At 58.7% G+C, this 13922-nt stretch carries 14 protein-coding genes; 7 read left to right on the top strand and 7 right to left on the bottom strand.

Annotated features, from left to right (window positions below; translation table 11 throughout):
* Positions 1-50: 50 nt before the first annotated feature.
* Positions 51-1226: a cell division protein FtsZ gene (gene ftsZ, locus B1781_RS18165; RefSeq protein ID WP_078121012.1), complete on the top strand. Its 1176-nt coding sequence runs from the start codon at positions 51-53 to the stop codon at positions 1224-1226.
* A 198-nt stretch (positions 1227-1424) separates the two neighbouring features.
* Positions 1425-2336 carry a UDP-3-O-acyl-N-acetylglucosamine deacetylase gene (gene lpxC / locus B1781_RS18160; protein WP_078121011.1) on the top strand — a complete coding sequence of 304 codons (912 nt, stop codon included), beginning with the start codon at positions 1425-1427 and terminating at the stop codon, positions 2334-2336.
* 14 nt (positions 2337-2350) lie between these two features.
* Here the strand turns inward: lpxC and B1781_RS18155 are convergent, their stop codons facing one another.
* A complete protein-coding gene (locus B1781_RS18155; protein WP_164513454.1) occupies positions 2351-2791 on the bottom strand; it encodes a DUF721 domain-containing protein in 441 nt (146 codons plus the stop codon).
* A gap of 89 nt (positions 2792-2880) precedes the next feature.
* Here B1781_RS18155 and B1781_RS18150 point away from each other — a divergent pair, with 89 nt between their 5' ends.
* Together B1781_RS18150 and secA are read left to right on the top strand one after the other, a co-directional pair.
* The gene (locus tag B1781_RS18150; protein ID WP_078121010.1) at positions 2881-3807 is read left to right on the top strand and encodes a M23 family metallopeptidase; all 927 of its coding nucleotides are present in this window, start codon (positions 2881-2883) and stop codon (positions 3805-3807) included.
* Between the two features lie 130 nt (positions 3808-3937).
* On the top strand, positions 3938-6742 hold the full coding sequence (secA, locus tag B1781_RS18145; protein ID WP_078121009.1) for a preprotein translocase subunit SecA: 2805 nt from the start codon (positions 3938-3940) through the stop codon (positions 6740-6742).
* Between the two features lie 61 nt (positions 6743-6803).
* On the opposite strand, the gene B1781_RS18140 is transcribed toward secA, so the two are convergent.
* Positions 6804-7022: a hypothetical protein gene (locus B1781_RS18140; protein WP_125932161.1), complete on the bottom strand. Its 219-nt coding sequence runs from the start codon at positions 7020-7022 to the stop codon at positions 6804-6806.
* 537 nt (positions 7023-7559) lie between these two features.
* Between B1781_RS18140 and argJ the strand changes: the two genes are divergently transcribed.
* Genes argJ through B1781_RS18125 form a run of 3 tightly spaced genes read left to right on the top strand, consistent with a single transcriptional unit; the run spans position 7560 to position 10138 of the window.
* A complete protein-coding gene (gene argJ, locus B1781_RS18135) occupies positions 7560-8762 on the top strand; it encodes a bifunctional glutamate N-acetyltransferase/amino-acid acetyltransferase ArgJ (protein ID WP_078121007.1) in 1203 nt (400 codons plus the stop codon).
* Between the two features lie 13 nt (positions 8763-8775).
* The gene (locus tag B1781_RS18130; protein WP_078121006.1) at positions 8776-9732 is read left to right on the top strand and encodes a Nudix family hydrolase; all 957 of its coding nucleotides are present in this window, start codon (positions 8776-8778) and stop codon (positions 9730-9732) included.
* Complete coding sequence (locus tag B1781_RS18125; protein WP_078121005.1) at positions 9716-10138, top strand: hypothetical protein; 423 nt, start codon at positions 9716-9718, stop codon at positions 10136-10138. Before B1781_RS18130 ends, B1781_RS18125 begins: the two co-directional genes overlap by 17 nt.
* Positions 10139-10165: 27 nt before the next feature.
* Here the strand turns inward: B1781_RS18125 and yacG are convergent, their stop codons facing one another.
* From yacG to B1781_RS18100, 5 genes are read right to left on the bottom strand one after another with little or no spacing between them, the layout of a single operon-like run.
* Positions 10166-10357: a DNA gyrase inhibitor YacG gene (gene yacG / locus B1781_RS18120; protein WP_078121004.1), complete on the bottom strand. Its 192-nt coding sequence runs from the start codon at positions 10355-10357 to the stop codon at positions 10166-10168.
* On the bottom strand, positions 10354-11139 hold the full coding sequence (zapD, locus tag B1781_RS18115; RefSeq protein ID WP_164513453.1) for a cell division protein ZapD: 786 nt from the start codon (positions 11137-11139) through the stop codon (positions 10354-10356). Before zapD ends, yacG begins: the two co-directional genes overlap by 4 nt.
* Positions 11140-11194: 55 nt before the next feature.
* Positions 11195-11800 carry a dephospho-CoA kinase gene (gene coaE, locus B1781_RS18110; RefSeq protein ID WP_334223778.1) on the bottom strand — a complete coding sequence of 202 codons (606 nt, stop codon included), beginning with the start codon at positions 11798-11800 and terminating at the stop codon, positions 11195-11197.
* Positions 11793-12629, bottom strand: coding sequence for a prepilin peptidase (locus B1781_RS18105; protein ID WP_334223777.1), 837 nt, complete (start codon positions 12627-12629; stop codon positions 11793-11795). The genes coaE and B1781_RS18105 overlap by 8 nt, the downstream gene beginning before the upstream one ends.
* Positions 12630-12670: 41 nt before the next feature.
* Positions 12671-13918, bottom strand: coding sequence for a type II secretion system F family protein (locus B1781_RS18100; RefSeq protein WP_078121001.1), 1248 nt, complete (start codon positions 13916-13918; stop codon positions 12671-12673).
* Between the last annotated feature and the right edge of the window lie 4 nt (positions 13919-13922).

Here is a 13922-nt window from a genome sequence, read left to right as displayed (position 1 = left end):
AAGCAGACACGACTTTCATGATGTCTTGTCTGGGTTTGGAGGATAGCTAAATGTTTGAATTGATGGATGTGGACAGCCAGAGCGCAGTAATTAAGGTCGTCGGTGTCGGCGGCGGTGGCGGCAACGCCGTCAATCACATGCTGCGTTCCAATATCGAAGGCGTTGAGTTCATCTGTGCCAACACCGATGCGCAGGCTTTGAAGAACACCGAGGTCAAGACAGCTTTGCAGCTGGGTGCGAACGTCACCCGCGGACTTGGTGCAGGTGCCAATCCGAATCGCGGCTTCGACGCAGCGATGGAGGATCGCGACCGCATCTACGAAGCCATCGAAGGTGCCGACATGATCTTTATTACCGCCGGTATGGGTGGCGGTACCGGAACCGGTGCGGCGCCCGTTGTTGCCGAGGTGGCGAGAGAGCTTGGGATCCTGACCGTTGCGGTGGTCACCAAGCCGTTCAGCTTCGAAGGCGCCAAGCGTATGCAGGTAGCCGAAGACGGCATCGCCAAGCTTTCCGAGCATGTTGATTCGGTGATCACGATTCCGAACGAAAAATTGTTGGCCGTACTCGGCAAGACAACCTCTTTGCTGGATGCCTTCAAGGCAGCCAATGATGTACTGCTCAACGCCGTTCAAGGTATTGCCGAGTTGATCACCAAGCCTGGTCTGATCAACGTCGACTTTGCCGATGTGCGCACCGTGATGTCCGAGATGGGTGTGGCGATGATGGGCACCGGTCGTGCAACCGGCGAGAAGCGCGCTCGCGAAGCGGCCGAAACGGCCATTCGCAGCCCGCTGCTTGAAGACATCAATCTTTCCGGCGCGCGCGGCATCCTGGTGAACATCACCGCCGGACTCGATCTGGCGATCGGTGAGTTCGACGAGGTCGGCAACACCGTTAAGGAATTTGCACGTGATGACGCAACGGTGGTCGTCGGTACGGTCATCGACCCGGATATGGTTGACGAAATGCGGGTGACCGTCGTTGCGACGGGTCTTGGTGAAGACCTGCCGGTTGCGGCCCCGCAGCCCGAGGTTGAGATCAAGCCGGTGCGTCTGGTCAGCAATGATGCGGGCGAACAGGAAGAATCCGATTACAATGCCCTGGAAATGCCGACGACCGTCCGCCGCGGTGCAAAGACTGCGAACGACTTCGTCAAGGCGGCCGAGGCGAAAGATATGGAGTATCTCGATATCCCGGCATTCTTGCGGCGCCAGGCTGATTGAGCGCCGGGGTATACCCCAGCCTGCCCAATGGGAACTATTGACATTTTAGCTTGATCTAATGGTCACAAATGCCGACAATAAGGGTAATCCCTAAGCAGGTGTCGGGGGATCACTAGCTACTGCGTCGTTGAGATTCCGCGATGTAGGAAGTCTAATTGACTGAATTTGCAGGAATTTCGACTCGGAGAGTCTGAACCGATGATCAAACAGCGCACTTTGAAAAACGTGATCCGTGCTACCGGGGTTGGTCTGCACACCGGCGAGAAGGTCTATCTGACCTTGCGTCCCGCGGCCCCCGATACCGGCATCGTGTTCCGTCGGGTTGATCTCGATTCACCTGTCGACATCCCTGCGAAAGCTGAAAACGTGGGTGATACCCGCCTGTCGACCACGCTGATGAAAGACGGCGTGCGCATTTCGACGGTCGAGCACCTGTTGTCGGCCTTTGCCGGCCTCGGCATCGATAACGCTTATGTTGACGTCAGTGCGCCCGAAGTGCCGATCATGGACGGCAGCGCCGGTCCGTTCGTCTTTTTGATCCAATCGGCGGGTGTTGAGGAGCAAAACGTTGCCAAGCGTTTCATTCGCATCAAAAAGCCGGTCGAGATCAAGGAAGGCGACAAGATTGCGCGCTTCGAGCCATTCAACGGTTTCAAGGTGAGCTTCGGTATCGACTTCGACCACCCGGCGATGAGCAATGAAAGCACCCGCTCAGTGATTGACTTCTCGTCGACGTCCTTTGTCAAAGAAGTCAGTCGTGCCCGTACGTTCGGTTTCCTGCGTGATATCGAGATGCTGCGTGAAAACGGCCTGGCACTGGGCGGCAGCATGGACAACGCCATCGTTGTCGACGATTTCCGCGTGCTGAACGAAGACGGTCTTCGTTACGAAGACGAGTTCGTAAAGCACAAGATTCTGGACGCCATTGGTGACCTGTACCTGCTGGGGCATAGCCTGATTGGCGCGTTCAGTGGCTACAAATCAGGGCATGAATTGAACAATCGATTGCTCAAGGCGTTGATTGCTCAGCCGGACGCATGGGAAGAAGTAACGTTCGATAACGCCGAGCGTGCTCCGATCTCCTATATGCAGCCGGCGCACGTTTCCTGATAGGTAACTTATTGTTATTTCGAGCGTTTTAGCGCATCCCCCAGGCGCTTCAACGCTTCGCGGAGCTGCGGCTGTTTGGTTTCAGCCGCCGTCTCGTGGATAATCTCCGCCGCGACATCCGATCTGACGGCGCGGCGGGGTTTCTTGCTGCGTCGTATCTGCGGGATCAACATCTTGATACTGACGGATTGCAGATTCGGATAATGCAGTCGCAGCAGACTGGCGATTTCCGGCGCCAGATAGCGTAATCGGGTTGCCCATACGGGCGAATCGGTATGCAGAACCAGCCGCTGCTCACGGAACTGAGCTGCTAAGCAATGATTGGCTAGGTCAACGGGCAAGCATTGCCGAACCTGCGCCAAGAGGGTTTTCTGCGCGCTTATCTCGCGTTCGAGAAATCGAAGCGTTGGTTTGTCTTTAAGCAGGTGGCGAACCGACTTAGGGTTGTGGGACATCGTGATGGGTCTCGCAACGCAAGGTCTTGATTCTAAAGACTTGACGCTTAGGAGTCGATAAGGCTGAAAAGCTTTGCGAGAAAACCAGAATGAATGACAGTCTATTTGCCGCATTCTGCAAAAGGACCCGCAGTTTCGATTTTTGTGTGCCGAAAACCGCCGTATTGACCGGGGTTGCCGTGCTGGGCATGACCGCACTGGCAGCCTGGGGTGGCTATAGCCTCGGGGTGCAGGAAGGCGCCAGCAACCGCGCCGAGCTCGCTGCCGCTGAAGTTCGTCAGCTCCTTGCGGACGAACGCCGGGAAATCGCCGACGCCAGGACCGAGCAGCGCGCGCATCTCGATGCTATGGCGCTTCGCGTCGCCGAAATCCAGGCTCACCTGATGCGCCTGGACGCGCTCGGCGGTCGCTTGGTCGAAGTCGGCAAACTGGATAGCGAGGAATTCGATTTTGCGTCGCCGCCCCCAATGGGTGGTATCGACGACTCGATTCCGGCAGACGACCTGAGCGTGTCCGAGCTCACCAACGAGATGGATCTGCTGTCGGCAATGCTTTCGGATCGCGAAGAAAAACTCTCGGCCCTCGAGGATGTGCTGATCGACCGCGACCTGATGGCCGAAGTGCTGCCTTCCGGCAAGCCGGTGAAGAAGGGTTGGATCTCGTCTGTTTACGGCCGCCGTACCGATCCTTTCAAGGGTCGCAAATCGTTCCACCGGGGTGTCGATTTTGCCGGTAAGCGCGGTGCTGAGGTCGTGGCGGTTGCATCCGGCGTCGTGGTTCGCGCCAAGCGCGCCAGCGGGTACGGCAATCTCGTCGAGATCAAGCATGCGGATGGCTACACAACCCTGTATGCCCACAACAAGGAAAACCTGGTCAAGAAAGGCGACGTGGTGAACAAGGGCCAGACGGTTGCGCTGCTTGGCAGCACTGGGCGGTCCAGTGGTCCTCACGTGCATTTCGAAGTGCGCAAAGACGGCAAAATCGTCAATCCTCTGCGCTTTGTGCGCGTCAAATAGAGGCTTTGCCCAACACATCCCGAAAAGACCCGCAGTAGCGGGTTTTTTCTTATGTCTCCGGCCGTTCGATCGCCCGATTGGGTTATCATTCTGCCCTTTGTATTAGCTCGTCCGGGAAGGTCGCAGGTTTATGCTGAACAAGCTCATCAAGAAGGTCTTTGGCAGTCGAAACGATCGACTGGTAAAGAAAATGCTCAAGTCGGTGGAGCAGATCAACGTGCTCGAACCTGCATTGAGCGAGCTGAGCGATGAGGCCCTTGCCGCCAAAACGGCAGAATTCCGTAAACGCATTGCCGAAGGCGCGTCGTCTAACGATTTGCTGCCTGAGGCGTTCGCCGTGGTGCGCGAAGCCGGCAAGCGAGTGCTCGGCATGCGCCACTTCGATGTGCAGATGATCGGCGGCATGGTGCTCAATGATGGCAAGATCGCCGAGATGCGTACCGGTGAGGGTAAAACCCTGGTCGCAACCCTGGCGGTTTACCTGAATGCGTTGGTCGGTCGCGGCGTACATGTGGTGACGGTCAACGACTACCTGGCGCGTCGTGATGCCGGCTGGATGGGCCAGCTTTATCACTTCCTCGGCATGACCACCGGTGTAATCAATTCTTCCGGCGGGATGGGGCCGGACAGCTCGTCCTATGAGTTTGATCCTGCCTTCCAGGGCGACGCCGGCGGGTTCTCGCGTCTGCGTCCGGTGAGCCGCGCGGCCGCCTATGCCTGCGATATCACCTATGGCACCAACAACGAGTTCGGCTTCGATTATCTGCGCGACAACATGGCGTTTTCTGCCGATCAGCGGGTGCAGCGTCGTTATTTCGCGGTGGTCGACGAGGTCGACTCGATCTTGATCGACGAGGCGCGTACGCCGTTGATCATTTCCGGGCCGGCCGAAGACAGTTCCGAGATGTACCGTCGGGTCAGTGGTATCCCGGCCCAACTCACGAAACAGGACCCGATCACCAACGACGAAGGCAAGCCGGATTTCGGTCCCGGCGATTACTCCGTCGACGAAAAGGCACGCCAGGTCTTCCTCAGCGATGAGGGGCATGAAAAGGTCGAGCAGATGTTGTCGGAGTACGGCCTGCTGGCTGAGGGCGAGAGCCTGTACGACCCGTCGAACATCATGCTGATGCACCACGTGATGGCGGCTATGCGGGCACATGCCTTGTTCCAGCGCAATGTCGATTACATCGTGCGCGACGGCCAGGTAATCATCGTCGACGAGTTTACCGGTCGTACGATGCCCGGGCGGCGCTGGTCGGACGGCCTGCACCAGGCTATCGAGGCCAAAGAAGGCGTGCAGATCCAGGCCGAGAGCCAGACGCTGGCCTCGATCACCTTCCAGAATTACTTCCGCCTGTACGACAAGCTCTCGGGTATGACCGGTACAGCGGATACCGAGGCGTTTGAATTCCAGCAGATCTACGGCCTCGAGGTGGTTGTCATACCCACCAACAGACCGATGCAGCGCGACGACCAGACCGACCTGGTCTACCTGACACAGGGTGAGAAGTATCAGGCGATCGTTGAAGACGCGCGCGACTGTGTTGAGCGTGGCCAGCCGGTACTGGTGGGCACGGCATCAATCGAGGTCTCGGAGTTGGTGTCGAACATGCTTAACGAAGCAGGCGTCGAACATCAGGTACTGAATGCCAAGCAGCACGAGCGGGAAGCGCAGATTGTCGCCGAGGCCGGGCGCCCTGGGGCGGTCACCATCGCCACGAACATGGCCGGTCGTGGTACCGACATCGTGCTTGGTGGCAACCTCGACGTGGAATTAGGCCAGCTCGGTGACACTGCGGATGAGCAGGCGATCGCCAAACATCGCGAAGAATGGCAGAAACGCCACGAGCATGTGCTTGCGGCCGGTGGACTTCGCGTGATCGGCACCGAGCGCCACGAGTCCCGCCGAATCGACAACCAGCTGCGCGGGCGCTCCGGGCGGCAGGGTGATCCGGGTTCGTCACGTTTTTATCTGTCGCTCGAAGACAGCCTGATGCGCATATTTGCGTCTGAGCGTGTCTCGAATCTGATGCAGAAGCTCGGTATGAAAGAGGGCGAGGCGATTGAGCATCCGTGGGTCAACAAGGCCATCGAGAACGCGCAAAGAAAAGTCGAAGGTCGCAACTTCGACATCCGCAAACAGTTGCTTGAGTATGACGACGTCGCCAATGACCAGCGCAAAGTGGTCTATCAACAACGTGACGAGTTGATGAATGTCGAGGATATCTCCGACACGGTAGCCAACTTGCGTATCGATTCGCTTAACAGCGTGATCGACCAATATATCCCGCCGCAAAGCCTCGAAGAACAATGGGACGTACCGGGTCTGACCGAAGCGCTGCAGGAAAACTTCGCCCTGGATGCGCCTGTTCAGCAATGGCTTGACAGCGACGACAGCCTGCACGAGGAAACGTTGCGGCAGAAGATCCTCGACCAGATCGTCGCGATCTACGACGAGAAGGAATCACAGGTCGGTGTCGAGCAGATGCGCCGCATCGAGAAAGAGGTGATGCTCTATACCCTCGATTCGCATTGGAAGGAGCACCTCGCGGCGATGGACTATCTGCGCCAGGGTATTCACCTGCGTGGTTACGCGCAGAAGAACCCGAAGCAGGAGTACAAGCGCGAGGCCTTCGACATGTTCTCGTCGATGCTTGACGCCATCAAGCTCGAGGTGGTGCAGATTCTCTGTCGCTTGCAGGTGCAGGCACCCCCCGATTTGCTAGAGCAGGCCCGCGATCCGAACGAGTTCGAGTTCAGACACGAAACGTTCGAAGGCCTCGGGGGCGAACCCGAGCCGGCCGAAGCGGAGGCGGGAGCGGCGGAAGAGAAAAAGCCGTTTGTTCGACCAGACCGCAAGGTCGGCCGCAACGATCCTTGTCCGTGCGGTTCGGGCAAAAAGTACAAGCATTGTCACGGAAAACTGAGCTGATTCAGAGGCTTATCTGAGCCTGTTCCGAATGCCTCGGCCTGGGCAAAGACGGTGTGAGCGTTCAGCGCGGCGGTGACAGACGGTAGTCTGCTAGATCGAGTTCGAACATTTTTCCGCTAGCAGCGATGTTGTCGGCAACGCGCTTAAGGATCCGCTCTGATGCGCCGGCGAACAGGTGGTCCGAGCGGTCGAGGGTCATCCGGTCGATGTCGGCGCGGATTCGAGGTCGAATCGGCAGTGGCACGATATCCGTCAGCGTCTCGCGTACTGTCTTGATCAAACTGCCACGCGACCGGACCAGGTAGTTCGGCAGGCGGGACGGACGGGATGGCAAATGCTGATGACAATCAGTGCATCCGGGCTGGCTGCCGCAATCGCGTGCGCCGACGCGGTGCCGTTGAGATAGCTTGCCGATGCGTCGACGGTTCGCTTGTCACCTGAGCCTGCGAAGTTTCCCCATATGCCCGTGCATCCCTGATTCGACTGGCGTCGAAGCCTTGCGCAGTCGTGCCGCATTTGGCGGCGCCAGCACTGACAAGGCCGGGACGTTCCATCAGAACTCCGGGTGCGATCGTCCTTCCGCGCGATCTCATCGAGCGCGTCGCGGGCCGGATATGTGGATAAACCTGTATTGACCGTTGTCGGCTGTTTATTATGGGGCGCCGACAAAGTGATCTGTCGGCGGCCAAGTTTACTGCTCGCGGCCGGTAAGCAAACCGGGGTGGGTTGATCCGGGTTTCTACTTCTGACGGCGGCTATTCGATTGCCATAGGGGATGAAATGAGATGAACAACGAACTGTATTACGGGGACAACAAATGACCACAGCTGCCGGTACCCCGGTTTCCGGTGTGCGCCTTTCCGCATTTGCCGCCGGTATTCGCTACAAGAACCGTGATGATCTGGTGTTGATCGAAATTGCGGAAGGAGGGCAGGTCGCGGCCGTATTCACGCGCAATGCCTTTTGCGCCGCCCCGGTCATTGTGGCTCGAGAACACTTGGCGAAAGGCAAGATCCGTTTTCTGCTGATCAATTCCGGCAATGCCAACGCAGGAACAGGCGACACCGGTTTGCGCGCCGCGCGCGAGACGTGTCGACTATTGGCAGGCATGGCCGGCTGCGCGATGAGCCAGGTGATGCCATTTTCAACCGGCGTGATTGGCGCAGACCTTCCCGTTGATCCGTTCGCACAGGCAGTGCCTTCACTGATATCTACGCTTGATGAGGCGAACTGGCCGAAGATCGCCCGCGCGATCATGACAACCGATACCGTGCCGAAACTGGTGTCCAGATCGGTAGAACTGTCTGCTGGCAGCGTGACGGTTACGGGAACTGCCAAGGGCTCGGGGATGATCTGCCCCGATATGGCAACCATGCTGGCTTACGTTGCTACGGATGCGGCTGTGCCGCAGGTGGTATTGCAGCAGATGTTGGAGAACGCCGTCGATCCATCGTTCAACGCGATCACCGTGGACGGCGATACCTCGACGAACGATGCCTGTGTGCTGATGGCAAGCGGTGCCAGCGGTTGCGCTGTCGATTCGATCGAATCCGAGGACGGACAGGCGCTCGGTTCGGCGGTCGCAGAGGTGTGCCGCGAACTGGCCGAGATGATCGTGCGCGACGGTGAAGGCGCGACCAAGCTGGTACGCATTCATGTTGAGCACGCGTCAACCTATGAGGAAGCGCGCAAGGTTGCCTATACCGTGGCCCATTCGCCCTTGGTAAAGACTGCATTGTTTGCTTCTGACCCGAACTGGGGGCGGATCCTGGCAGCCGTCGGCCGTGCCGGCATCGCCGATCTGCAGATCCAACAGGTCCAGCTTTGGCTCGGCGACGTTTGTATTGTGAGTAACGGTGGACGTGACCCGGCCTATACCGAAGCCGCAGGCAAGGCCGTGATGCAGCAGTCCGAGATCGATATCCGAATCGACCTGGCACGCGGCGACGGCGAAGCCACTGTGCTTACCTGTGATTTCTCGTTTGATTACGTGAAGATCAACGCCGAGTATCGCAGCTGAGCGGAGAGGGCGGATGGGTGCAATCGTACATGTGGTCGCCGGCGCATTGATCGATGCCAAAGACCGTGTTCTGCTGGCTCAACGCCACGCGGATGCGCATCAGGGCGGCCTGTGGGAGTTTCCCGGGGGAAAGCTCGAACCTGGTGAAGCGCCGGCCGACGGACTTCGTCGCGAGCTCGACGAAGAGTTGGGGATCGACATGGTCGCCCACCGTCCGCTGATCCGCGTGACCCACCATTATCCCGACAGGAGCGTGCTGCTCGACGTCCATCTGGTTACCGAATGGCGTGGGGATGTCGTCGGGCGCGAGGGGCAGCCGTTGGCTTGGTCCGCGCGCAATGCGCTCGATGGCTATGCCATGCCTGCGGCGGATGTGCCGATTGTGAAAGCGCTGCAATTGCCATCTGTCTACCTCATCACGCCGCCAAGTGTGGGAAAGGCAGACCGTTTTCTTGCTTCGCTGGACAATGCGTTGCAAGCGGGGATTCGCCTGGTCCAGCTGCGCCTGTTCGATATCGTCGACGCGCCGTTGGAGGACATCGGCACAGCTGTTGTACAGCGCTGTGACGCGTATGGCGCTCGCGTGTTGTTCAATGGCGACCCCCAGCTCGCCCGGCGCATCGGCGCCCACGGGGTGCACCTGAGCGGCCGCCGGCTTTACGAGGAGCCCGCCAGTGGCACGCAGCGCCATGGTTTGTTGGCGGCATCGTGTCACTCACCCAAAGATTTGCAACAGGCGGCGCGCATCGGTGCCGATTTCGCCGTGCTGTCGCCGGTGTTGCCGACGCGCAGTCACCCTGATCAAGAGCCCCTGGGTTGGGAGACTTTCGCGCAGTGGGTCGAAGCCGCGCAGCTTCCCGTCTTCGCGCTTGGGGGGATGCAGCCGTCGTTCACCGAGTTGGCTTGGCAAAAAGGCGCCCAGGGCGTCGCCGGTATCCGCGGAATCTGGTCGGATGAGCCGGCTGGGTAGGTATTGGCTGTTCTTTGTGATCGTCGCGGTTGGCCTGGCGTTGAGCTGGGGGCAGGTTGGCCGTAAAACAGAACGCGTGTTGCAACAGCAGTCAACGGTCTACCTGGTCGCAGAGGCAACATGTTCACCCCGCCAGAATCCCTGCGCGGCGGTCGCCGCGGATCGTGCTCTGGTGCTTGGACCGGCCGGAAACGGCCTTGCGTTGAAACAGGCCGGATTCGAGACGTCGCGGATCGTTCGCATCGAGGCAGCGTTCTACGGGGCTGGTGAAGAGCCGCTAAGTCGGACGACGATCGACCCACGGACCGAGCACTGGCTCCTCGACGATGTATCGTCCGCAGCAGGCATGGTGCGTATCAGCGTGGTCGGCAACGCGATGCTGACGGTGGCCGAGTTCCCTTTATAAAGGTCTCATCGAGACCCTGGGCGAGTTTCAATGCTCGTTATCGGCGTCCGGTACGGGTGCCGGCTCGCCCGGAATGCGTTTTTCTTCACTGAGCCATTCGCCCAGATCGATCAGCTTGCAACGTTCACTGCAGAATGGCCGCCAGCGCTCGCTGGGGGTCCAGTCGACGGATTTGCCACAGGTAGGGCAGCTGACCTGTATGACGTCTGCGGCAGTCATATCACGCAGGTGCTCAGGGTGAAGGGGACTGCTCGATCGATCTGGGTTGGGTGCTGCCAGTCTGTGCATTCCATGAAGCGGATACTGAACCGGTGCTTGCCGCCACTGATTTCAGCAAACAGGCCGCTGTTCGACGGGATGCCCACGCGCACCATCTGGACGTTGACGCTGGTCGACAGGCTTTTCTGGAAGAAGCCGTTTGCGGCCTGTTCGGTCGATGGGACCGCACTGGTTCTGATCAGGCCGAGCAGCAACTCGACGGCGTCCTGCACGGGGGAGACTTCGTGACGCCAGTCGTCCAGCTGCATCAGGCGCTCAGCCTGCGGCATGTTCAGCCAATAGTGAAACTGGGGTAGGTCGAAATCGAAACTGCCTCCCGGGATGCTGCTGCGCTGCACGATGCTGTTGAGGAAATCATTGCCGCGCAGGGCCTGTCCCAGTTGTCCGCTGACCTCGCGGATGCCCTCGCAGGATCGCAGCAGGTTCTGCAGAATGTGCTTCAGACGGTCGTTGTCGACGCCGGGGGAGTCGGCCATTTTCGACAACGATTGGCGATAACGGTCCAGCTCCTTGAGCAGCTCGGATTTGATATCGGCCCGCGCCAGTACGTTGGCGACGTCGAGCAGTGCCGACATTGCGGCCCGCGCGTGCCACTCCTCGTGGTGAGGCTGATGAAATTCGAGCTGTTCGAACAGGTGCGAAAGACGCAGCCAGGTCCGGCACTTCTCGGTCAGCGGGTGCTCGAAGATTGTCGTCTCAGGCAACAGAGGGTCCGATTGCATCGATACAAATCGGTATTGTCGAACAGCAGGGTTCGTTACGTAAAGCGCATCGCGTTCAATCTTGGATGTGGCGCAGATATTTCCGGTGCAGCTCAGCAACGGCCTTGACGAGTGCATCGCGATCGCGGTCGTTGCAGATGATGTCGTCAGCGTGGCTCAGGCGGGTCGCGCGATCGGCCTGCGCCGCCAGTATCTGATCGATCTGCTCTGTCGAAAGTCCATCGCGCCGGGCAACCCGTTCTCTCTGCAGCGCCTCGGGCACATCGACCAGTAGAACCCGATCGACGAGGTTCTGTTGGCCGGTTTCGACCAGCAGTGGAATAACGAAAATAACGTACGGTGCCGCCGATCGTGCCGCCCGCGCGAGCATTTCTTCGCGAATCTTCGGGTGCAGGATCGCTTCGAGCTTTTTTCTGAGCGTGGCGTCGGCGAACACCTTGCTCCGCAGGGTCTGGCGGTCCAGGTGTCCATTGGGGTCGAGAATTTCGCGGCCGAAGGTCGCAACGATCTCGTCGAGGGCCGGCCGGCCCGGCTGGACAAGTTCTCTACTCAGTAGGTCGGTATCGATGACTTCGGCGCCGAGTTCGGCGAACAGGTCGCTCACCGCCGTTTTACCGCTGCCGATACCGCCGGTCAGACCGATTTTCAGCCTCTTAGCCAAATCCCGCCAATTGCAGATAGCTGCGGTTGATTTCGTCGCCCCACAATAGCGCCACGAAACCCGCTCCGGCAAGGTAGGGGCCGAACGGGATAGGGATCTGCCTGTCTCGCCCGCGCACCACGACCAATGCGATCCCTACGATTGCGCCAATCAGCGACGACAACAGGATGACCTGCGGGAGCAATTGCCAGCCGAAAAAAGCGCCGAACGCCGCCAGCAGTTTGAAGTCGCCGTACCCCATGCCTTCGCGGCCGGTGAGAAAGCGAAACAGCTGGAACACAAACCACAACACCAGGTAGCCGGTTGCGGCACCGATGACTGCAGAGGTCAGGTCGGTAAACAGGCCCTGCGTATTCACCAGCAGGCCAAGCCACATCAGCGGCAGAGTGAGCTGGTCGGGCAGGAGTTGTTCGTCGAGATCAATGGCCGTCAGCGCGACGAGCCCCCAGGTCAGGATCAGCGCCGCGGCCGCCTGCATCGTAGGCCCGAAGTGCATGACGACGACCAGGCTGAGTACCCCCGTGATCGCCTCGACGATCGGGTAGCGGATGCCTATCGGATTGGAGCATTCACTGCACTTTCCGCGCAGCAGCAGGTAACTGATGATCGGGATGTTCTCCCAGGCCTTGATGCCGTGACCGCACTTTGGGCAGGTTGACGGAGGGGAGATCAGGAAGTCCAGGCCAAACAGGCGACTCGGCAGGGGAGTCGATTCCTCGCCGCGCAGATCAGCACAAGCGTCAGCAAGCTCTGCCTGCATGCGCTTGGGGAGCCGCAAAATAACAACGTTGAGGAAGCTGCCGATCACCAAGCCGAACAGCAGCGCCACGTAGGGCGCTGCCTCGACGACCAATGGGTCGAACTGCATCGTCAGTTTCCAGAAACGACGGAACCCAACTGGAAGATTGGTAGATACAGAGCGATGACGAGACCACCGATCACGGTGCCCAGCACAACCATGATCAGCGGCTCGAGCAGGCTGCTCAGTGCATCAACCGCATTGTCGACCTCTTCTTCGTAGAAGTCCGCCACTTTCGACAGCATGTCATCGAGCGAACCCGACTCTTCGCCGATGGTGACCATCTGGATCACCATGTGCGGAAACAGGCCTTGTTGGCGCATTGATAAGGTCAGTGATTGACCGGTGGCGACGTCATCACGCATCTTGAGGACAGCCTTTTCGTAGACCGCGCTGCCGGTAGCACCGGCCACGGACTGAAGGGCCTCGACCAACGGAACACCCGCCGCAAACATTGTGGCAGTGGTACGACAGAACCGCGCCAGTGCAGCTTTGTGCATGATCATCCCAATCACCGGCACCTTGAGCAGTAGCTTGTCCAGCGTTTCGCGGAACTTGGGTGATCGTTTCCAGACATTGGCCGCTGTGAAGACGGCAATTACCACGACGCCGAGGATTGCCCACCACCATCCGGCAACGAAGTCAGAAATCTTGATCACGACCAGGGTGAAGGCGGGGAGATCGGCACCGAAGCTGCTGAATAAGTCCTTAAACTGCGGAATCACAAAAATCATGATGATCGATGTGATTAGTATCGCCACGAGTATGACAGCAGTTGGATAGAAGAGGGCTTTCTTGATTTTTGCCTTCAGCGACTCGGTTTTCTCTTTATAGGTTGCAATTTTGTCGAGCAGGGTTTCAAGCACGCCTGCTTGCTCTCCGGCTTCGACCAAATTACAGAACAGGTCGTCGAAATACAAAGGGTGCTTTCTTAGCGAGCCGGTCAGCGAAGTACCGCCTTCGACGTCGGCTTTAATCGACAAAATCATCTCTTGCATCGATGGGTTATTGTGTCCTCGCCCGACAATATCGAAGGCCTGCACCATCGGCACGCCGGCCGCCATCATGGTTGCGAGTTGGCGTGAAAATATGGCGATGTCTTTACTGGTGATCTTCTTTTTGCGATTAGAGAATATCGAAGAAGCTTTCTTGCGTACTTTCAGAGGATTGATGCCCTGTCGGCGCAGTTCGGCACGTGCCATCGCAACGGTCGATGCGCGCGTCTCACCCTTTACCCGGTTGCCTTTCCGATCCGTCCCTTCCCAGGAAAAAATCAATGCCTTTTCTGGTTTCGGCGCTGCCGCTGCTTTGGTAGCCATGATC

The organism is Thiosocius teredinicola, from assembly GCF_002009425.1.
In the GTDB taxonomy this organism is placed as follows: domain Bacteria; phylum Pseudomonadota; class Gammaproteobacteria; order Chromatiales; family Chromatiaceae; genus Thiosocius; species Thiosocius teredinicola.
This window is presented reverse-complemented; position numbering and strand designations above follow the sequence as displayed.